This is a genomic window from Spirochaeta lutea, from assembly GCF_000758165.1.
Classification (GTDB): domain Bacteria; phylum Spirochaetota; class Spirochaetia; order DSM-27196; family Salinispiraceae; genus Spirochaeta_D; species Spirochaeta_D lutea.
The window spans coordinates 214,336-234,928 of record NZ_JNUP01000003.1 but is presented as its reverse complement, the minus strand read 5'-3'; the positions used below and the strand labels follow the sequence as shown (position 1 = coordinate 234,928).

The 20,593-nt window shown below is 52.8% G+C and carries 15 protein-coding genes and 1 tRNA gene; 4 read left to right on the top strand and 12 right to left on the bottom strand.

Annotation, left to right across the window (positions count from 1 at the left end):
• Positions 1-72 precede the first annotated feature (72 nt).
• The 4 genes from DC28_RS01490 to DC28_RS01475 form a co-directional block, all read right to left on the bottom strand.
• Positions 73-1,437 carry a hypothetical protein gene (locus tag DC28_RS01490; protein WP_052078316.1) on the bottom strand — a complete coding sequence of 455 codons (1,365 nt, stop codon included), beginning with the start codon at positions 1,435-1,437 and terminating at the stop codon, positions 73-75.
• A 144-nt stretch (positions 1,438-1,581) separates the two neighbouring features.
• Positions 1,582-3,990, bottom strand: coding sequence for a glycoside hydrolase family 2 protein (locus DC28_RS01485; protein WP_052078315.1), 2,409 nt, complete (start codon positions 3,988-3,990; stop codon positions 1,582-1,584).
• 7 nt (positions 3,991-3,997) lie between these two features.
• Complete coding sequence (locus tag DC28_RS01480) at positions 3,998-4,804, bottom strand: MBL fold metallo-hydrolase (protein WP_037544836.1); 807 nt, start codon at positions 4,802-4,804, stop codon at positions 3,998-4,000.
• Positions 4,805-4,920: 116 nt separating this feature from the next.
• A complete protein-coding gene (locus DC28_RS01475) occupies positions 4,921-5,289 on the bottom strand; it encodes a hypothetical protein (RefSeq protein WP_037544835.1) in 369 nt (122 codons plus the stop codon).
• A gap of 384 nt (positions 5,290-5,673) precedes the next feature.
• Between DC28_RS01475 and DC28_RS16340 the strand changes: the two genes are divergently transcribed.
• Positions 5,674-7,953 carry a glycoside hydrolase family 16 protein gene (locus DC28_RS16340; RefSeq protein WP_052078314.1) on the top strand — a complete coding sequence of 760 codons (2,280 nt, stop codon included), beginning with the start codon at positions 5,674-5,676 and terminating at the stop codon, positions 7,951-7,953.
• A 211-nt stretch (positions 7,954-8,164) separates the two neighbouring features.
• Here the strand turns inward: DC28_RS16340 and DC28_RS01465 are convergent.
• From DC28_RS01465 to hisC, 3 genes are all read right to left on the bottom strand, one after another.
• Positions 8,165-8,237, bottom strand: a tRNA-Met gene (locus DC28_RS01465).
• Between the two features lie 366 nt (positions 8,238-8,603).
• Positions 8,604-9,377 carry a PrsW family intramembrane metalloprotease gene (locus tag DC28_RS01460; protein ID WP_037544833.1) on the bottom strand — a complete coding sequence of 258 codons (774 nt, stop codon included), beginning with the start codon at positions 9,375-9,377 and terminating at the stop codon, positions 8,604-8,606.
• Positions 9,374-10,534: a histidinol-phosphate transaminase gene (gene hisC, locus DC28_RS01455; RefSeq protein WP_037544831.1), complete on the bottom strand. Its 1,161-nt coding sequence runs from the start codon at positions 10,532-10,534 to the stop codon at positions 9,374-9,376. Before hisC ends, DC28_RS01460 begins: the two co-directional genes overlap by 4 nt.
• 127 nt (positions 10,535-10,661) lie before the next feature.
• Between hisC and DC28_RS16080 the strand changes: the two genes are divergently transcribed.
• Positions 10,662-11,588: a PQ-loop repeat-containing protein gene (locus DC28_RS16080; protein ID WP_081941771.1), complete on the top strand. Its 927-nt coding sequence runs from the start codon at positions 10,662-10,664 to the stop codon at positions 11,586-11,588.
• A 187-nt stretch (positions 11,589-11,775) separates the two neighbouring features.
• On the opposite strand, the gene DC28_RS01445 is transcribed toward DC28_RS16080, so the two are convergent.
• The gene (locus tag DC28_RS01445; protein WP_052078313.1) at positions 11,776-12,009 is read right to left on the bottom strand and encodes a DUF3783 domain-containing protein; all 234 of its coding nucleotides are present in this window, start codon (positions 12,007-12,009) and stop codon (positions 11,776-11,778) included.
• Between the two features lie 79 nt (positions 12,010-12,088).
• Here DC28_RS01445 and clpB point away from each other — a divergent pair, with 79 nt between their 5' ends.
• Both clpB and argH read left to right on the top strand, forming a co-directional pair.
• Positions 12,089-14,671 carry an ATP-dependent chaperone ClpB gene (clpB, locus tag DC28_RS01440; RefSeq protein ID WP_037544828.1) on the top strand — a complete coding sequence of 861 codons (2,583 nt, stop codon included), beginning with the start codon at positions 12,089-12,091 and terminating at the stop codon, positions 14,669-14,671.
• A 91-nt stretch (positions 14,672-14,762) separates the two neighbouring features.
• Positions 14,763-16,130, top strand: a complete 1,368-nt coding sequence (gene argH / locus DC28_RS01435) for an argininosuccinate lyase (RefSeq protein ID WP_063135611.1) — start codon at positions 14,763-14,765, stop codon at positions 16,128-16,130.
• Positions 16,131-16,132: 2 nt separating this feature from the next.
• On the opposite strand, the gene DC28_RS01430 is transcribed toward argH, so the two are convergent.
• The 4 genes from DC28_RS01430 to DC28_RS01415 are packed head-to-tail and all read right to left on the bottom strand — an operon-like array spanning position 16,133 to position 20,564.
• Positions 16,133-17,002: an ABC transporter permease gene (locus DC28_RS01430; protein WP_037544825.1), complete on the bottom strand. Its 870-nt coding sequence runs from the start codon at positions 17,000-17,002 to the stop codon at positions 16,133-16,135.
• Complete coding sequence (locus tag DC28_RS01425; protein WP_052078312.1) at positions 16,995-18,026, bottom strand: ABC transporter permease; 1,032 nt, start codon at positions 18,024-18,026, stop codon at positions 16,995-16,997. Before DC28_RS01425 ends, DC28_RS01430 begins: the two co-directional genes overlap by 8 nt.
• Complete coding sequence (locus DC28_RS01420) at positions 18,023-19,486, bottom strand: ATP-binding cassette domain-containing protein (protein WP_037544824.1); 1,464 nt, start codon at positions 19,484-19,486, stop codon at positions 18,023-18,025. Before DC28_RS01420 ends, DC28_RS01425 begins: the two co-directional genes overlap by 4 nt.
• Before the next feature lie 10 nt (positions 19,487-19,496).
• On the bottom strand, positions 19,497-20,564 hold the full coding sequence (locus DC28_RS01415) for a BMP family ABC transporter substrate-binding protein (protein WP_052078311.1): 1,068 nt from the start codon (positions 20,562-20,564) through the stop codon (positions 19,497-19,499).
• Positions 20,565-20,593: the final 29 nt, after the last annotated feature.

Here is a 20,593-nt window from a genome sequence, read left to right as displayed (position 1 = left end):
TTGGAACAGTACAAGCCATTCAGCCATACGGGTACCCCCTTTTAGGTACGCTGACGTCTGACGGGCCGCGTCCTAGGATCTCAGTCTTGCCATGAGTGAGTCCAGGGCGGCTTTTCTTGTCCATGCCATGGTCCCGATGGCCGAGGCCACAGCCGAAACCATCTCCCGGGGAAGCCCTGCTAAAAAGCCTTCTGGGGAAATCGAACCGGCAATAAGTTCTTCTGTTTTACTCTTAACTACTCGGCATTCTTCTATCCCGAGGTGTTGATAGATGAAACAAGACAGGGGAGAGTTTTTTAGGTCGAAGTAGGATTCGTTCGCCCGTCCTTCTGAAAGCAGGGCGAAGAGTCGGTCATCTTTAGGCTTTTTGTCCTTGGAAACCTCCGGAAGGTAATCTTCGATATTGCCCCCGGGGCCATGGGGATCCAAATCGCCGAGGAACAGGGAAATAGGAGCATCACCCCCGGTAGCCATGGCAAAGGCCTCAAGAATGACCGCCGTCACGAGTTTAATTCCCAGGTAGTCGCGGGCTGTTTTTAGATTCCGGTCAGCACCGGCCAGCAGACGTTGGTATTTTTCATCAGACGGCTCCCCCTTGTACTGGGAAAATACCCGCTGGGGTTCAAGCCCGGTTAAGAACCCGAGCATTTTCTGAAGAGCATGGCGGTAGTGCCCGATGGTGTATATTCCTTGGTGGCGGAGGGCGGGGTTGGTTTCTGGCAGGAGTTTCCAGGTGTTATCCAAGAAACGCGCCACGTCCTCCTCGGCGAAGTTCATTACGTCCCGGTTTGCGAATTGTACGGCGCACTGCACCGAGGTATCAATGCCGGACTCAGGAAGGCTGAGTTCAAATTGTACGTTGATCCGCTTAAGACGTTCGGCCAATACCTCCGCCGGACTCTTCCCCTCGGGAGTGGTGGGGCGAAAGGGTATGGTTGCTTCTATACAGGGTGTGGTAATGAACAAATCCTGATCTTTCAGTAACCCCACCAGCAGCGTGTTCATGACCAGGGCACTGAGAAACTCATTCATTCCGGAGAAGGGATTCAATACATCCCCGGGGTTGAATCCAAAGACTGCACAGGTACCCCAAAAGGCGCGGTCTTTTCGGCTGATTCCCTGGGAAATTGTCAGGTCGCCGGCTGCATTGGTGGATAGGTAGGGTTCGAGAATTTCTTTAATCTCGGGTAAAAAACCTTCGTCGACATGAAAATACACAATGTCATGGAACAGGGCTGCCAAGGTGATGTGGGGATTGCTTCGATCCGCCAGAGCCAAGACATGTTCAGGGGTGTGAAAGGTCCTACCCTGGACACTCATGGCCTTGTTTACCATAACGCCAATTTTCTCCACCTGCCCGGGGGGGAGTTCTGCCCCAAGCTGGGTGATGGCTCGCTGTAATAAATCGATGGTCTGATGTATAGTTCCTCGTGCCACAATAGTACCTCGTTACGTTTTTACAATTATTGTACAAGCCATGTGCAGATGACGTTTTCAATTGGCTCTTCGTTTAAATATACCCATTACTAGTTTCGATTTTCTGGAGTGATACTGTCAAGAGCCTCTTTCAAAACTCCATTTTTACCGAGCCACGTCCGGTGCAGATCGTACCTCTATGCGTAGGGAGGATACACCGAACCGTGGGGAGGACACGGTTAGGGTGATGATTCCAGGTTCGCCGGTAGTGAGGACCCAAAGGGCACTCACCCCACCGGTCAGGCTTACTTGGCGCGGTCCGGCGAGATGGCCGGGGCCGGTGCACCCTACCTGTACAGCCTCACTTACATGGGGCATGGTATTACCGTGTTGATCAACCAAGGATATGGCTACCCGGGTTCCGTCTGGTTTCCCAGCTTCTAACAGTGTATTGTCCGGGTCTACCAGTAGTGCTGAAGCCCGGCTGGATCCGAAGCTGCGCTGCAGCACTGGGCGGTTACCAACTATTCCCTCAAACCTCCAGATTTGCTCCGGTTCCCCCCAGCCGGTACTAACGGCTTCGAACATTCTCCGGGCTTGGAGCAGACTCATGCCCCGGAGAAGGACAATCCCGGCCAACTGTAGTTTTTGAAGCAGTGAAATCCCCTTTTCGCCCTTTTCCATGATGGCGCCGAATATCCTCTTGAGGCGGGTTTGAGCCCGGAGAGAGAAGCCATATGCGCTAAGGCGGGTTCCTATCAGTTCCTGGATGTGTACCGGCGGGTGGGGTAGATGGGGCCAAGAGCGGCGGTCCGGGTAGAACTCACCGAGATATTCCTCATTTCGATAAATCCGCAGGGAATCACAGTTGGTAAGGATGGTCAGGGGCATGGTGAGTGCGCCGTTGCGCTCTCCTAGAGCAAAGAGGCTCAGGGGCTGGAGCACCGGACGGCGTTCCGGGGGCATCTGAGACGAATACGCAGCGGCTGCCCACTTGGGTTGTCGGAATGCGTCATACACCCCGTGATAACAGATCCGATCGCCGCTGCCGAACTCCCGATGGGTGTGGTAATCGAAGGCGCACCATCCGATCACCCCGGCGAGGCCCTTCATGGCCAGGGCGTGGTTAATGATTCGCAGATGTCTCAGACTATGTTCGATCAGGCGCTCCTCCTGATCGTAGCGTTTTGTGGGGAAGGTGTGCCCGGTATGCTCGGTTACCATGTAGGGCGCGGATCTGGGTGCTACCCGGTGTTTTGGGAGCAGGGGCGGATTGCTGCCGTCGTGGCTGAAATCGTTGAAGGTGTACACATCCTCAAGTAGCTCACTCCTGGCGAAGTTCCGGACCCCGCCGGTCTGCCGCCCTGGGTCAAGGCCCCGGGCCAGGGCGTTTGTTTCCCGGTAAAACGGCGTGTCATCCGGGCTTTCGTTAATGCGCACTCCCCAGAGAACCACCGATGGATGATGTCGGTCTCTTCGGATCATGGCCTCCAAGTCCCGGAGGCTTTGCTGTTTCCAAGAATCGTCACCGATGTACTGCCACCCTGGAATCTCCTCCATGACGAATAAGCCAAGCTCATCGCAGCGGTCCAAAAATGCGGGATCCTGGGGGTAGTGGCTGGTTCGGACCACGGTCAGGCCCAGATCTTGCCGGAGGATTTCCGCATCCCGACGCTGGATGCGTTCCGGCATTGCTGCCCCCCGGTAGGGAAAGGTCTGGTGCCTATTTAGGCCAATAAGGAAGTGTTTCTGTTCATTGCAGAAAAATCCCTCCGGGGTAAATGCCACTTCACGAAACCCGGTTCTCATCTCAATCCGGTCAAGGAGGGTGGTTCCCGGAGCTATCAGATCCACCCTCAGGGTGTAGAGATGGGGCCTATCGGGTTCCCAAAGAATGAGGTCCGGGGGATGAAAGCTAAGATCTATCCCCGCGCCTTGTATTGCTAGGGGCTCTGAATGCCAAGGGACGGATTCCGGGGAGGTGAGGGTTAGGGTGATTTGAAGGCCCTCCGCATCGTGAGACTGGTCTAGTGAACCCCCAGGAGAAATACGTACACCCAGGGTAAATCCCGGGTGCCCTTCGCCAATGCCAATGGTGGTAACCCTGAGATCTTCCAGGTGCAGGTAATTGCGGATGATCAGTCTCGCCGGGCGGTATAATCCCCCGAAACCAAGAAAATCCACCACCCGGCCATAGGGCGGGGTTTCAGGGTTTTCCCGGCAGTCCAGGGCTACCGCAATGAGGTTTTCTTGGCCAAGATTGAGGTAGGGGTGGATGGCCACCTGATGGGGAATGTATCCTCCCTGGAGGGATGTAATGGGTTCACCGTTGACAGATACCCTTGCATCGCCCATAACCCCGTCAAATTCGAGAATCACCTCCTTATCGTGCCATTCCAAGGAGCCGAAGACGACACAACGGTAATACCCGGTTACCTGGAACTCTTCCTCGTCGAAACCATTGTAGGGGAGTTCCACCATGGTGTGGGGGAGGGTTATATCCTGCCAGGCGGGGGGGTCGGGGGAGGAAGCCGGAGAAAACTGCCAATTATCGAGGCGGATAGTGGAACGCATGGGAAGATTATGCCTCCGTATTTAAAGAAATAGTTCTGCCGGTGTACATGTATTCGACGGGTGTACTCAAGGATTGCTTTATTGAACAGTATTGATTCATCCCCGTACAGTGGCACACACCTAGGCGTCGGGGTTTTAGGGCTCGAAGCTGTTCAATGGTCGGACGAATATTAGGTTCTTTGGAGAGGTGAAATCCCCCCAGAATAAGATCTACGGGGAGTTGAAAATAGTTCATCGCAGTTTGAACAATATTGGTAATTCCTCGATGGGAACAACCGCTAATAACAGAGATGCTATCCGCATTCACTATGACCAGGGACTGTTCGTCCTCGAAGGTGTCGATTTGCCATGACCCGTCTCGAAAAACAGAGAACCCGGTAAAATGGGTATCCTTTTCATCCAGTATCTCAGCCCGGGGCATGCAGTACACCCCCGGCACGATTTCTTCAGGAGTGGTAATGCGACTGGCTTTTTCCTTCGGTATACCGGGAGGAATCCCGATATTCTGGTTCACGGCATTGGTGCGCTGGTCGAAGGCAAGATCGGAGATCCGTAGAGAAGCCTTGGGGTTTTTTTCTACCACGGTCTGTAAGCCCCCGGTGTGATCGTAATGGCCATGACTAACGATGATATGATCAATGTTGTCCAGGGAGATATCCAGTTCCTGGGCGTTAGCGAGGAGAAGATTGCTCTGACCGGCGTCGAATAGGATTGAGGTTCCTCCGTGGCGGATGAAAAGGGAGAGCCCGTGTTCGGCGCCGAGATTTTTTGTGTATACCAGATTTTCGACTAGGACGGTTATGCTGTTTTCCATGGCACTAGTATACCATGGATATGGGAGGGGGCTGGGTCCGGTGCCCTAAAATTGGGAAGGGTGGGCGGCTGCCGGCCTGAGGAGATGCTCCAAGGTACGCCGGCAGCCAGCAACTATTAATCTTCGAGATAGAAGGTTCGTTCTGCGGTTCCGCCACCCCCGGTAGGCCAGGGTATGAGCAGTTCTTCGGCGTTTCTAGTGACCTCGAAATCAGCATATTTCATTACTGAGCCAGCGGGAAAGTCAATGCGTCCCGTCCGTTCCTTAGAATCATAGGTGTAGGAGAATTCTAGTGAAACCTCGGTCCCATAGGCATTCACTTCGGTCAAAATACCCGTGTCCGCGTTGTTAAAATTCAGTTCGGTATCAGGGTTCGCAGCTCCGTAGATCGAACCTAGAATAACTACCTCGCCACCCATGACGTCGCAGGATCCTAAGATGAGTACAAGCAACAATGCTGCAGAGATACCTAGTGCTTTTTTCATAAAAGCGCCTCCAAAAAAGTAGATTGTGAAACGATCCCTGAAATACCATGTAGGCAATCAGGGCCGGAGAAGAATGCATGTGTCTTTGATTCCTCCCATGGCAATCCCAAAAAACTTTCACAATTGCCTGTAAATACCTTAGAGGAATAAACCTTAAATACACCTTAAATAGATATAGTTAATAAAAAGAAACTATAGTGAATACGATTCAGCTATTTTTATAGTTTTGCTTGACAACAAACAAAACCCGGTTTATCCCTGTATAAACGGTATGCATACGGTTCCGGGGGGAAGACGGGGGAAACAGAAAATACCACACCCAGGAGCCATTCATATGGAAACGCGTTCCATTCCAGGCTTCTCTCGGTGTCCAGGAGCAAACTAATGAAGAAACTCTATCCATGGGTAGCTGCTCTGTTACTCATGCTTTTTACGGCTGGATGTGAAGGGGGGTTGTTACCCTTCAGCGCTGATCCGGCTTCTGACGGGCAGGTCCTCTCCCGTTCGGTAATCCAAGGTTCCGGGGGAACCGTCTATGTATCCGGTATGGAGAATCAACAGATTACCATCCGCTACCCAGCAGCAACCCCCGCCAGTTTTTCCAGGCTTTACCTCTCTGAGGGCGACGGTATGGGACTGGTGCTTGCGAGTCAGGATATGCAATGGCAGGCGGGGGAGTACCGTTACACCTTTACACACCCCAGCTTTACAACCGGAGCTACGATTCATCTTGCTGTGCTCGAACTCCGCAACGGCCAAGAGAGACTGATACCCCAGGGGAATTTGGCCACGCCTTCGACCTGGGCGACGGTAGAATATGGCGATGGTAGCACCCCTGACCCCGGAGAGGATCCCGATGATCCGACCCAACCGGTATCCGGAAGTATTCAGCTGGATGGACCTGCGGGGCAAATCACCATCAAGGAGATGCAGTCAGGCTCGTTTCTCGTTGAATTTCCGGTGGATAGTCCCGGTACAGGTGCACGGGTGTATATTTCAGAGGGCAATGGCCTAGGGTTGGTGACAGCCCATGCGGCAATGACCTACGGCAATGGAACCTACACCTTCACTGCGAACCACCCAAGTTTTGTACCCGGCTCAGAAATTGCCATTGCTGTATTGGATCAGCGAAACGGCATAGAAACCCTCGTACCCCAGGGGCAGCTGGCCTCGGTGTCCAGCTGGTCACAATTTACTCTTTCCACCGATCCCGGAGATCCGACCGATCCAACGGACCCGACCGACCCAACGGACCCGACCGACCCAACGGACCCGACCGACCCAACGGACCCAACGGAACCTGGCCAGACCGGATTGTACCTTGACAGAACCCTCACCAGCGCTACCTGGTCGGAGTTGTCCAATGGAACCGTTGCAGATTTCGCCATCGGCGGCTGGGATGCAACAACAGATATGGATTTTAACGATGGCGTAGTAACTATGACCGTTAACTCCAACGCCCCGCTCAAGTACTTCAGCGGCGGAACCCTCGGTCAGGTTCCCATGCAGGCGGACGGCACCAGCTACTATGATTTTTCACAGGTCCAAACCATCCGGTTCACCATTCGGTCCGCCAGCCTCGCTGCATCGGATATCCGGTTCATCCTCCAGGATGTCACCGGAACAAACCAGATTGATGCCGTACCTCTAAGCACCTACGGCGCAGGATCTCTCGCCTCCTGGACCACCATCAACATCCCGGTATCCCAGATCAATAATAAAAATATTCTCGTGGCCTTCGCGCTGCTCCTGGGAACCGATGTGGGAAGATCAGTAGAGATTAAAGATATCGGCTTCCTCACGGCGTCAGGTCAGAATGCTCCGGTGACCTCTACCGTTACCTGGACGATATACGACGTTTCCCAGATCAAAGCATCCCTATCGGAGGTGTGGCGGGATGATTTTAACCAGGCCGGTGCTCCTGATCCTGCCTACTGGACATACGATTTGGATGAGGACAATCCCTTCGGTCCCGATAACCGGTGGGGAAACGGAGAGGCACAGATCTACACCAACTCCCGGGAGAACTCCTATGTGGATAACCAGGGCGTTTTGAATATCGTTGCAAGACACGACCCGGCAACGGGAGAATGGACCAGTGCCAGACTTAAAACCATGGGGCTGAAGGATTTTAAATACGGATTTATCGAAATCCGTGCCAAGGTTCCTGTGGAAGGCGGATCCTGGCCGGCGATTTGGATGCTACCCACGGATATCGTCTACCGAGATCCCCGGGTTGGAACCGATACCTACGGCAATGCCTGGCCTGCCAGCGGCGAGATTGATATCATGGAGCATGCAACCAATTTCCCGTACTGGGGAGGGGCCGGTAGTGCCCACGGGACCGTACACACCTTCAGCAACTCCGGAGTCGATCATGGCTATGCAGGAGAAGGTATGGGGGGAGAGTACTTCGCCGATATAAACACCGCTTGGCATACCTATGCAATTTACTGGACCGAAGATAAGATCATCCTCTTCTATGATAATAAAAAGCTGGGTGAGTACAATAACCCACATACCCCGGAACAGTGGATGGGTTGGCCCTTTGACCAGCAATTTCACCTGATCCTTAATCTCGCCATGGGGGGGAAACTCGGAGGCAGCATTGATGTAACATCCGATGTGTATTTCAAAATCGACCATGTCAGGGTTTGGCAGTAAGCTAATCCCCATAGGTAAGACATCATTTCGGGGCAGTCCGTTGGCGGGGCTGCCCCTCTTTTTGGGTATTTTAGTATGGGGATTCTGTTGGATAGGGTTTCCAGCACGGATACGAGCAAACAACCCTTCCCTGGTGCAGGAGTCCTTCCATGATCAAGGCAAAAAAAAGTCCATCACCCTGTGGTAATGGACTTCCTCTTTTTAAGAGATTTAGCAGGGGCAGGACTCGAACCTGCGACCTCCGGGTTATGAGCCCGACGAGCTGCCAACTGCTCTACCCTGCGTCGTTATGGTGGTACTATACAGAGTACCCAAAAATGTGTCAACCGCTGGAGTGGAAAAAGATTTCTTCCCGGATGGCCGTTGAAACCGGGGAAACCAGGCTGGGGACCGGCTCCAGTGGGCAAAGAAACCGTATTGCACAATAGGCTGGAGGGCACACCAAGATACATAGTGCATAGAAGGTTGTAAACTACGCCAAATAAAGCGGCACCATCTGGTTTATTATCCACGGGTAGTGTGGCCAAGGTCAAAAATTGCAACAATTTGCGCGCTATCCGAAGATATGGCGGCACCATCCGCGATCCAACCCAGGGCACAGGCCCAAGCAGTGAATAGTTTCAGCCGGTTCCGCTACTATGTAGGGGTTCCTACTGGGTTGCCCGGATCCCCCCGAGGATACGGACCATGGCTCCGGCAAGCAATACAAACACCAGGTAGTTAAACGGACTAGGAAGGGCCAGCAAGAGGTTATACAGCCAATGAATGCCCATGGCTGCGGCTATCCAGGCCCAGGAACGCAATCCTAGTTCCCTGGCGGGAATGGAGCGGGCTGCAATTCCGGCAGTTACCCCGTGAAGGATAACAGCGGTGGAACCTCGTAGTACCAGGAGCTGGAAATTCCCCAGGGCAAACAGAAGGGTTTCCCCTGCGCCGAATCCGATTCCAAATATGAAGCCCAAGAAAACCGGAACCACGGTAATGAAGGTGGAGCGCTGGGATGGTGCTAATACCGAATACGCCCGGGTGGTCAAACCCCGGGTTATGAGCCAAATCAAGAAGACCTTCACCAGTTCTTCAAGGGCGGCGGATCGTAAGAACATAGCTATCAAGGACTGCACCGTCGACCAGGTCGGTGAAAATTCCCTGATGGAGTAGCGCTGAGACAGCCGGGCGCCGGTAAACGTGAAGGGCTGAAACCAATTCAATCCCTGTAAAATGCCACCCACAATCAGTACCGTAAGAAGTCCGATTCCCAGGGCACCGAGAACGTACATCCAGATGGGTACATCCCCGGCAATATACCCCGGCCGTTTTTGGGGATCGGCAAGAATCCTCCGGAGCCGGATCCATAGCAGCAGGCTGAGTACCAAGGCGCCCCCCAGGGCCAAGCTAAACTGGGAAACCAGGGTGGAAAGGTTCATGATCCCTTCCGAGCGAGTTCCGCAAGGCGCTCCAGTCCCTGATATACTCCCTGCATCTGTTCATCCATGCCAAGGGTGATTCGAACCGCCGAGGGAAGCCCGAAGGACTGCAGTGCACGAATACTTACCCCGTATTCATTGAAATGACGGAATGCGAAACTCGAGAGATTGTTCACCCCATCGGGGAGACGGTACTCCCCCAGAGCGGTCGGAGGCAATTCGACGCTCTCGATCCCAAGATCCTCCGCCAGGGTAATACACAGAAAATTCGCCTGGGTTTGGAAGTAGGAAAATCCCAGGCTATCACACAATCCGGTAAGTCGGGTTTTACTGAGCTGGTTAATCTCCCGGCTTCGGTGGTGAAAATCCTCGTCCGACAGGGCCGCCCGGGCGGCTGATTGGGCCAGGAGGTTGACATTGAAGGGCTGCTTTACCCGTTTAAGCTGGGCAATAACCTCAGGATGGGACACAGCGTATCCGACCCGTAACCCGGCCAGACCGTAAATCTTCGAGAAGGTCCGGGTAATAATCATATTCGGACATGAGGCGAGTAGGGCTACTGAATCGGGGAAGTCCGGAGCGGTAACATAATCCTGGTATGCCTCATCAACCACCACCAGAGCATCGGGAAACCTGTCGTTCATCACCGTGAGAAAATCCAACAGTTCCCGGTGGGTGAGGTAGGTACCGGTGGGATTGTTCGGATTACAGATGAATACCAGTCTGGTTGAATCATCGCACGCATGGAGAATGGCCTGGAGATCAAATCGACCCTGGGGGCTTAGATTCACCTCGCGCATGGTTCCCCCGAATACCGCGACGGAAAACCGGTATTCGCTGAAGGTCTGGCGAGCGCTAACCGCAGTCGAATCACCCTCCAACAGGATGCCCGCAATCTGGAGAAACAACTCGTCGCTTCCGTTACCAATGATAATTTGATCGCTCCCCACCCCAAGGCGATCCGAAATGGCCGCCGTGAGCTCCCTGTTCGCACCGTCAGGGTAGGTGTGAATCATCGGTACCGTTTCCCTAACCGCATCCATAGCACGGGGGCTCGGCCCCAGGGGGTTTTCGTTAGAGCTAAGCTTGATACTGCCCTGGCTGCGAAGCCCCGGCTGGTATGGAGCTATAGTCTGGATACACTGTCTGAATTTCATGGGCATCCTCGTTCGGCATTCAGTGCATACGGTAAGGGTCCCATGCCAGCGGGTTTTCTTGCCTTACCAGTCATCGTATGGGATAATACGGGAGTAACCCTCCGGGGTCAAGAAAAGGAGCCTATCAATGACAGAACTTCTTGGGTATGCCGCGTCGATTTTTGTGGCCCTCTCCCTAGTGATGGTTTCCCTGGTAAAATTACGGATCATCAACCTCATCGGGTGTTTGTTCTTCGTGGCATACGGGGTGCTCATCCAAGCCTGGCCCATCGTTGCCACCAACGGGTTCATTGTCTGTGTTAATGTCTATTACCTTATTCGGATGTTCCGTCAGGATACCAGCAGCTTCCAGTATGCCCAGCTGAGGGCCGAGGAGGCAGATTTGGTAGTGCGGTTTCTGCGGGAAAAGTATGGGGATATGAGGCGGTTTTATCCGCTTTTCGCTGAAAAGATGATCAATTATGCCTTTTCCGGAAACGGTCTGGTCTACGGTGCCTTCCGGCGTAACCGGCTTAATGGAATTTCGGTGCTGCTCCGGCTTGATAACCTCCTGGAGTATGCTCCGCGGTTTTGGACCGGGGATGACGCTGAGCAGCCTGAAGGCGTCTTGGAGCTAAGTTCGGAATCCCATGCTGCATCCGGGGCTGGGACACCAGGGGATCGGGGTTTTGAAAGCCAAGATGAGGGTATGGGGAATAAAGGTGATTCAAATGCCCCTGAATCCGAGACGGCTGCTTCTTCCGATACAAATGCCCAGTTCATTCAGATCCTCCGGGCGGTGGGTGAACGAAAACCGCCGGAATCCACGGTGCTGATGCCTGCAGACTACCTGGTGGCAAAGTACCGGGACCTCGGCGTGGTGGGCAAATTCCATAAACGGCTGCTTGCCGACCTTCCCCAGGGGATTGACCATGTCGTCTGTCCGGTCAACCGTTCAGATCTTGGTACCCGGCGGTATTTTCAGCGTAACGGCTACGAGAAGTTGGTGAGTATCGGCGAGGTAACTGTCTTTGAGCTGGATGTACGCCACCTCAGGGCTGTAGGAATGGGTTGATAGCCCCGGGGAGACGGGTTCCAGTTCAGGCTGCACTGCTCTGAGGAACGCCTCATGTCGTGGGTAGTAGATGTAAAATGCGCAAGAGATTGTAATCTACATCAGGTATGGTGGTTCAGGCCGGCACCCGACCCAGGGATGGTGCCGGCGGCCTGAAGGTTACAAGTATTTGTACACTATCGAAGCCCTAGCCTTTTTTCTGGGGAGGATTTTTCTTCAGGTATTCATGGTCCTCGCTCATGTCGACAATCAGCTCCTTAAGCTTCATCTCGAGGGAATTAGGGGTGGTTTTTGCGAATATTAAGTCTGCCGGAGGGTCGAAGGTGGCCCGAACCGCTTTCATGATGGACACAATTTCCTCGTTGGAAAATCCGTTTAGGATCACAACCTTGTTATCTAAATATGGATGTCTCTCTTCCATGACTTCTCCTCGTTTGTTGCCGGAACAATACTTCCATTACTATCTTATGGGATAGAAGCAAAAATGACGAGGCTCTTTGATGAATTTTGATAAGTTTACGAAAACCGCCCAAGAGGCAATCCAGAATAGCTCGACCCTGGCGTTACAGAATCACCACAGCCAGATTGAACCGGAACATCTATTGTCGGCTATGCTCGATCAAAAAGAGGGGGTCGTGACCTCCCTGATTAACCATCTCGGTGTCTCCCCGGACGCCCTCGCCCGGGAGCTTACCGCCATGGTTCAGAAAAAACCCAGGGTTCACGGGGATTCTGCCCAGGTAAGCCTTGCGCCGAATACCGCCAGGATTCTTGCCGAGGCTGAGTCAGAGGCTAAGAAATTCAAGGATGAGTTCATCGCCGGAGAGCATATAGTGTTGGCTATGCTAGCCTCGGAGGGTGAGTTCGGGCGATTTCTACGCGGCAAGGGGCTTGAGGTGGAAAAGGCGCGAGCGGTCTTGCGCGATGTGCGCGGCACCGAGCGGATAACCACCCAAGATCCCGAGGCGACCTATAAGGCGTTAGAGCGGTATTGCAAGGATCTCACCGCCCTTGCCGAGCAGGAAAAGCTTGACCCCGTTATCGGCCGGGATGATGAAATTCGGCGGGTAATCCAGGTTTTGAGCCGGCGCACAAAGAATAATCCGGTTCTTATCGGGGAACCCGGTGTTGGTAAAACAGCCATCGTAGAGGGGCTTGCCCGGAGGATTGTCTCCAAGGACGTGCCGGATAGTCTGAAACATAAGCGCATCCTAGCCTTGGACCTGGGTAGTCTCCTTGCCGGGACAAAGTTCCGGGGAGAATTTGAGGAACGGCTGAAAGCCGTCATCCAGGAGGTTGGGAAATCCAATGGAGCCATCGTGCTGTTCATTGACGAGCTGCATACCCTCATGGGTGCCGGGGCTGCAGAAGGGGCTATGGATGCTTCAAATCTCCTGAAACCAGCCTTAGCCCGGGGAGAACTGCATACCATCGGCGCGACCACCCTGGATGAATACCGAAAGCATATTGAGAAGGATGCAGCCTTCGAGCGCCGTTTTCAGACCGTGTATACCGGGGAGCCCTCGGTGGAAAATACTATTTCCATCCTCAGGGGGCTGAAGGAGCGGTACGAGGTACACCATGGGGTCCAAATCAAGGATGAAGCCTTGGTTGCCGCAGCTGTGCTGTCCGACCGGTACATAACCAGCCGTTTTCTTCCCGATAAGGCTATTGACCTGGTGGATGAGGCAGCAAGCTTATTAAAGATGGAAATTGAAAGCCAGCCTACGGAGTTGGATATTCTTGAACGTCGCATACTCCAGTTAAGCATAGAAAAGCAGGCTCTCTCCAAGGAGAAGGACCAGGCCAGCCGGAAACGCCTCGTAGACCTTACAGAAGAAATGGCGGAGGTTCAGGAGAAACGGGATGCATTGAGGATACGCTGGCAGAAAGAGAAGTCTACTATCACCAAGATGCGTGAGTTGCAGGAGAGGATAGAGTCCTTGGCCGCGGATGAGAACAGATACACCAGAGACGGTAATCTGGAGAAGGCCGCAGAAATTCATCATGGGCTGTTGCCCCAAGCCCGGGGGGAATTACAACGAATTCAGCAGGAATTGGCTGATCGTCAGGAAGGCTCGGATATCATGCTGCGTGAAGAGGTAAGCGAGGAGGATATCGCTAAGATTGTTAGCACATGGACCGGTATCCCGGTTTCGAAGATGCTGCAAAGCGAGGTTGATAAGCTGCTGGATCTGGAGGATATCCTGGGAAAACGTGTTGTAGGGCAGGACCGGGCCGTGCAGGCCGTAAGTGATGCCATTCGCCGGAATAAAAGTGGTCTTGCTGATTTGAGTAAGCCCACGGGTGTTTTTTTGTTCATCGGTCCTACCGGTGTGGGTAAAACAGAAACCGCGAAAACCCTAGCGAGTTTTCTCTTCGATGATGAGAAGGCCCTTACCCGGATAGATATGAGCGAGTATATGGAAAAACATGCGGTCAGCCGTCTAATCGGAGCTCCCCCCGGGTATGTTGGGTACGACCAGGGTGGACAATTAACGGAGATCATTCGTAGGCGCCCGTATTCGGTGGTGTTGTTCGATGAAATCGAAAAAGCCCATCCCGATGTTTTTAACGTACTCCTACAGGTGTTGGATGACGGGCGCTTGACCGATGGCCAGGGTCGTATTGTAGATTTCCGCAATACCATAATTATAATGACGAGCAATATCGGAAGTGATCTGATTCTCGGTAATGATGATCTTGATTCGCTGTTTCCGGATATAAACGGCCTGCTGCGTCGTACCTTTCGCCCCGAGTTTCTCAACCGTCTGGATGAGGTCATTACCTTCCACCGTCTTTCAGATGGTCATATGAAACAGATTCTTGAACTTGAAATACAAAAGCTCTCCCGGCGTTTGGAAGAACGCGACTTGAGCCTGACCCTCAGTGAAAAAGCGAAGGAGTTGGTGGTTCAAGCGGGCTATGATCCGGCCTTCGGTGCTCGGCCATTAAAGCGTGCTATCCAGAATCTCATACAAAATCCCCTGGCCAAGGAGATCTTATCGGGAAAGTATCCACCCGGAACACCTATTTACTGTGATGTGCAGAATGATGAGCTCCAATTTAGAATCCAGGATTAAATGCGAAGTGATAGCCTCTAAGACCGTTTACTCGAATTGACAGTGTACAGCACCCCGGGTAAGCTCTGACCCTGTATGGAGGAGGCTTCCCATGGCAAAACTATGGCAGAAGGGGTTTTCAATAAATGCCCTACTAGAATCGTTTACCGTTGGTTTGGATTATCAACTTGACGGACAGCTGGTCAAGGCCGATTGTATGGGAAGCATTGCTCATTCCAGGGGTTTATCCAAAGCAGGGCTTCTTACCCGGGATGAACAGGCCTCTTTGGAGGCCCTGTTGCGGGAGATAGCGGGTATGGCCGATACATCCCAGGGATTTCCCATCCGCCGTGAGGACGAGGATTGTCACACCGCAATAGAAGCCTATTTAACAGAAAAGCTTGGGCAGACGGGGAAAAAGATTCATCTCGGCAGAAGTAGAAACGATCAGGTTCTGACAATGCTGCGGTTGTTCGGTAAGGAACGTCTCATTGATCTCCGGTCCGCCCTTCTATCTGCTGCTAGCGCCATTCTTCACATTGCCCAGGAGCACGAATTCACCCCCATGCCGGGGAGAACCCATATGCAGGTAGCGATGCCTTCTACTATAGGACTTTGGGCTGGGGCTTTCGTTCAGCAGCTTCTGGATGATTATAGTCTGTTACAAACAGCGTGGCATCTCAATGACCAAAGTCCCCTCGGAGCGGCGGCAAGTTACGGAGTACCCCTTCCCCTGGACCGTGAATTCACTGCTAAAGCTATGGGTTTTTCCCGAGTACAACGGAATGTTCTCGCGGCAAATAATGGCCGGGGTAAGGTGGAGTCAATTATTCTTGATGCCCTGGACCAGGTTTGTATCAGCCTAAGCAAGATCGCCCAGGATCTTATTCTGTTTTCCCTTCCGGAGTTTGGATATTTCAGTCTTCCGGATGAGCTCACCTCCGGGTCCAGCATTATGCCCCAAAAAAAGAACCCCGATGGTTTGGAACTGCTCCGGGCTAGAGCCGGGAGCGTATCGGGATGGGCAACCCAGGTTAAAAACGTGATACGGAGTCTACCGAGTGGTTATAATAGAGACTTCCAAGACACGAAAGAACCCTTCCTACGCGGTACCTCCACCGCTCTTGAGTGTCTGCAGATTACAAGGCTTACCATGGAGAAACTAACGGTACATCCTGAGGCATTAAAATTGGGCTTCAGCCCGGATATATACGCCACGGATGACGCGATTTCGTTAGTTGAACAGGGGTTGAGTTTTCGGGACGCTTATCGCCAGGTCGGAATGAATATAGAACAGGTCCAGAATCGGAATCCCGATGATCTACTCCATCGGAGGCAGAGCACAGGGTATGCCGGAAACCTCGGGCTTTCCAGCTACCGGGAGACGATCCAAGGCTACTCCGATGAGCTTCGGGCCCATGAAACGGTACACCGTGGTGCGGTTAGGGATTGTCTCGGAGTTGAAATGAAATTGGCCTGATTTTAAGGTGCGGGTTTTCTTTGTTTATATGACTTGATTGCGGGCGCGACTGACAGATTCCAAATTACCAGAATAACAAAGGTTAGGAGGTAGGGTAGGCCCACAAAGATCCCGGGCAGACTGCTAAGGCTTTGGATCTCTCCGGCAATTAACTCTGCGAGTACAAAGATTAGAGAGCCGACGAGAACGCCGGCGGGTGACGAGGAACCGAGGAATACAACGACCAGGGCAATCCAGCCCCGGCCTGCGCTCATATTGGGGACGAAGGCGCCTAACCGTAATGCGATAAAACTACCTGCTATTCCACCGAGTGCCCCTGACAACATCAGGGCTGCCCTCTGTATACGGGACACCGTTATCCCCATTTCACGGGCTCCCAAAGCATCTTCATGAATCATCCGAAATTTTATTCCGTAGCGTGTATGCTTGAGCCATTGTCTTAAGAGAACGACCAAGACAATAGCCAGGAGTGCCAGAAGAACTACCCATGGTTGGGTAGGAACCCGGAACCCGATCTGTTGCTCTAATCCGAGGACACCCTTTACCCCAAAGATCATACTACTGAGCACCGGGATTAAACCCCATGCCGATAGATTTATCGCAAGACCCGCAATGAAGATATTTCCGCCGCGATTGACATGAGCCCAGCTAATAACCAAGGCTGCAAGGGTACCGGCAATCGCTCCGGCAAGAATCCCGATGATCGGCTGGGTAGTAAGGATGACTGCAGAAATTGAAGAGAAGGCACCAAAGAGCAGAATCCCCTCCATTCCGATATTAAGAACCCCTGCCAACTGGGAAACCAGGGCACCAAGCCCCGCAAATATGATCGGCGCAGCCGAATACAGGAGTTCTCCCAGAGTACTATCCATGAATGCCTCCCCTACGTCTCCGGGTTGTGTAGTCCAGGGTGATCAGAAGGAAAATCAGTGCCTGCACAATCCCGGATAATTCGGTGGAAAAATCGCTTACCAGCATGGCAGACCTAGCTGCGGCTTGAAGATAGGCGAAAAACAAGGCGCCAAGAATAACGCCGAGGGGATGGTTTCTGCCAATCAGGGCGGCAGCGATACCGTTCCAGCCCATACCGCTGGTCACCCCGGCCATGGCGGCATGGTAGGTTCCGGCTACTGCCAACCCCCCGGCAAATCCATGGAGTACGCCGCTGACAGTGAATCCCCAAAAGCCGTACAACCCTGTGGCAATGCCCGCTAATCGTGCAACCACCGATCCACCCCCTGCGACCCGAAATTCATACCCCCGTTTGCTGCCGTGGAGGAAGAACCAGACCGAGAGAGCTACTCCCAAGGCAAGGAAGATTCCAATATTGAGGCTGGAGGGCGGCAGAATACGGGGCAGATGAAAGGCCCGGGCTATACTGGGAGCAGAAAGTAGGTTTTTACTTGGATCACGCAAGGGTCCTGAGAGTAATCCGTCAATGACTGGAATGATACCAAGGGAAACCAGGTAGCTGGAGATCAGCTCGGAAACCCCGAGACTTCGTTTGAACCATGAAGATAGGGCAGCCAGAACACCTCCAACGATGGCTGCGGCACCGATTCCCAGGAGGACACCCCAGCCGCCCAAAACCTCCGGCAGAAGGAGGAGAATCATCCCTCCAGTAAATGCACCAGCGTACATTTGGCCCTCGCCGCCAAGGTTAAAACCGCCGCTTGCAAAGGCAATGCTCACTCCAAGGGCGGTGAGTATCAGGTAGGATGCGGAATCCAGCATATTGCCAAAGCTGTAGGTGTTCCGAAAAGGCCCTGAAAAGAACGCTGATAGCGCAGAGATGGGTTCATCGCTTCCTAGGGCTAACACCGCTACCGCCGCTCCCAAAGAAAATGTCAGGGGCAACAAAACTTCCACAACTACGGAGCGTTTTGAATAGATCATACCAACCCCATCATAGCTTCAATTCCGAGATTACGGCTTGGGAGGGATGAGCCAAAGTTCTTCACAATTCGGCCTCCGTAGATAACAACCAGCCGGTGGGCGAGAATCAAAGCCTCGTCAATATCACTGGTGAGCAGCAGGATACCCGTACCATTTTGTACGGATTGGTTCAGGTGGTTATATAGACTCGTACGGTAGCGAGGATCAAGTCCCCAGGAGGGCTCGGACAGTATCATTCCTTGTTGTGCGGCATCGGTTTCTCGCTGAATAAGCAACCGTTGGATCATACCCCCTGATAGGGTGCCAACCGACTGATTAAAATCTCCCGGATAATCGACTTCCTGAGTGGAATCAAGATAGGACCTGGGGAAGAACCAGTCTTTGAGAGCAAGACTGCCCCTCCGGTGAAGAATACGATTCTCCCAGACCTGCATTCCTCCCACGATCCCCCGTTTTAACCGATCGTGGGGGAGAAACCCAAAGCCTCGGGATGGAAGAAATCCCTTGGAAGGGAAGGTATTATCAGTAGGAAACCGCAGTCTTCCGGAATCAGGTTCACGTAGACCGCATAACACCTCTTCTAGCAGTTCTATACCCTGATCTTTCAGTCCGAGAATTACCAAGATCTCTCCCGAGAGAAGGTCCAGGCTTATATCCTCTAGGCCGGTTTCATTGGTTTGTTCTATTCCCCCAGGACTAATGGAGATGCTCTCCAGGGATATAATAGGAGTTTTCGGCGCATTCCTTTCCTGAACTGGACGATCCCTGGATGGTGGATTGAAGCTCGGTATGAGCTCGTCCAGGGTGGTGTGGGTGAACATTTTTTCAGTCAGATCGGTGCTTGTGATTTGGGACAATGTCTCGATAGTTTCGGTGAATACACCATTTTGCATGATCCCCAATCGGTGGCAATGGGACCGTATCTCCTCGAGTCGGTGCCCGACGATCAAAACACTTCCCCCGCGCTGGGTAAAAAAGGAAAGTAAATCGTAATGCCATTGAACCTCTCGGGGCGATAGGGGGGCGGTGCTTTCATCTAAAAACAGGACACCATTTCCCGAATAGAGAGCAGCAACGGAGGCAAACAGGTAGACCATATGCAACTGGCTGAGGTTCAAATCCGAAAGGCAAGCCCTCGGAGATATCCCTTCAAGCTGAACGGGCAGTTCCTGGGGTCTGGCTCCCTTCATGGTTAGCAGTTCGGCGACGGTAATGGTTCGAAAGCCGCTGGGATGCTGAGGCACAAGCTCAAAGGGCACCGGAGAAGACCAAGCCCCCTGAAGAATATGGAGTTCCCCCAGCAGCATTCTTGCGAGACTGGATTTCCCTGCTCCGTTCTCCCCGATGATGGCGAAGATCTCCCCTTTTTTCACCTCGAGATTTATCCCACGGAGTACCGGGTTCTCTGCACCCGGATATACCGCCCAGAGATTATCGATGTCTAGCGCACTCTCCTGCATTTCCAAGATACTAAAATAACCGCGGGCTCGGAATCGTTGTCGTACCGTCCTGTATAGCCGTTAAGAATCTCTCGAACTCATCGCGTAGAGATTCAGGGAGCGCCTCAATGTATTCCTGGCTTATGTGGAACCCGATGGCGCCCTCCTGCACACCCAGTATCTCCGGATTGCCGTAATCCAGGGCGCCGGTAATGGCCTGAAGGGTAGCCTCATAGGTGCTTTCTTCCTGACGGACAAGGGTGCTCCCGACGATGATTCCAGGTGCATAGGAATATCCAGGGCTATCATACCAGATAACATACCCATTATTGGATTGGGCTGCAGATATTGTTCCCTGATTTCCTCCGCCGGCAATGGTAAGGACCGTATCAACCCCGTTGCGGAACATTGAGGACACCAGATCATTAGCTTTTCCGGCATCATACCAATTTCCCAAGACCCGGAAATCTAAGGTAATGTCCGGATCGACAGCCTGTGCTCCCGCTAGGTACCCGGGACGAATCTGCTGGTCCATTACCGGATACTCCTGGCCGGCAAGTAAACCGATTCGTTTTTGTGCATTACTCCCTGAGAGACCGGAATCCGGTTGGGTAACTAAACCAGCAAGGTAACCGGCAATGTATGCCTGCTCGTACTGGTTGAAGTAGATCGATTTAACCCGGGAATCTGATGCAAGATACCCATCTAATAGCAGAAAATGCTGCTCAGGAAAGCTCTTCCGTATTTCACGCACAATATCAGGCAGGGAAGGATTGCTGGTGACGATGAGATCGTAGCTTCCCGTGGCTACCATTGCGGTTAGACTCGCCGTCCACTCAGCCTGGTTAAAACCCGCTTCGAAGACCTTCAGGGAGACTGAATATCCTTCCTGCTCGGCTCTTTCCTTCGCCCGGGTCACCCCATTGACCATCATCTCATAGGTAGGGCTGCCCTCTACCACCCCGGGGACAAAAACCCCGATCTGAAAACTTCCGCTTGTGGATCCCTTGGGTTCATTCAGACCTCCCGCAAGGATGGCTACTACTGGAAAAAAGAAAAACAAAACTCCGAAGAGTGCCTTGGTACTGTTGTGTTTCATGGGGGGATTGTACCCAAATTGCGAAGTTT

What these genes read in the sequence shown, in the direction of transcription:
- DC28_RS01475 (WP_037544835.1), bottom strand. Translation starts at nt 5,289, where the DNA reads ATGAAAAAAGCACTAGGTATCTCTGCAGCATTGTTGCTTGTACTCATC.
- DC28_RS01415 (WP_052078311.1), bottom strand. Translation starts at nt 20,564, where the DNA reads ATGAAACACAACAGTACCAAGGCACTCTTCGGAGTTTTGTTTTTCTTT.
- argH (WP_063135611.1), top strand. Translation starts at nt 14,763, where the DNA reads ATGGCAAAACTATGGCAGAAGGGGTTTTCAATAAATGCCCTACTAGAA.
- DC28_RS01485 (WP_052078315.1), bottom strand. Translation starts at nt 3,990, where the DNA reads ATGCGTTCCACTATCCGCCTCGATAATTGGCAGTTTTCTCCGGCTTCC.
- hisC (WP_037544831.1), bottom strand. Translation starts at nt 10,534, where the DNA reads ATGAAATTCAGACAGTGTATCCAGACTATAGCTCCATACCAGCCGGGG.
- DC28_RS01460 (WP_037544833.1), bottom strand. Translation starts at nt 9,377, where the DNA reads ATGAACCTTTCCACCCTGGTTTCCCAGTTTAGCTTGGCCCTGGGGGGC.
- DC28_RS16080 (WP_081941771.1), top strand. Translation starts at nt 10,662, where the DNA reads ATGACAGAACTTCTTGGGTATGCCGCGTCGATTTTTGTGGCCCTCTCC.
- DC28_RS01480 (WP_037544836.1), bottom strand. Translation starts at nt 4,804, where the DNA reads ATGGAAAACAGCATAACCGTCCTAGTCGAAAATCTGGTATACACAAAA.
- DC28_RS01445 (WP_052078313.1), bottom strand. Translation starts at nt 12,009, where the DNA reads ATGGAAGAGAGACATCCATATTTAGATAACAAGGTTGTGATCCTAAAC.
- DC28_RS16340 (WP_052078314.1), top strand. Translation starts at nt 5,674, where the DNA reads ATGAAGAAACTCTATCCATGGGTAGCTGCTCTGTTACTCATGCTTTTT.
- DC28_RS01425 (WP_052078312.1), bottom strand. Translation starts at nt 18,026, where the DNA reads ATGATCTATTCAAAACGCTCCGTAGTTGTGGAAGTTTTGTTGCCCCTG.
- DC28_RS01420 (WP_037544824.1), bottom strand. Translation starts at nt 19,486, where the DNA reads ATGCAGGAGAGTGCGCTAGACATCGATAATCTCTGGGCGGTATATCCG.
- DC28_RS01430 (WP_037544825.1), bottom strand. Translation starts at nt 17,002, where the DNA reads ATGGATAGTACTCTGGGAGAACTCCTGTATTCGGCTGCGCCGATCATA.
- clpB (WP_037544828.1), top strand. Translation starts at nt 12,089, where the DNA reads ATGAATTTTGATAAGTTTACGAAAACCGCCCAAGAGGCAATCCAGAAT.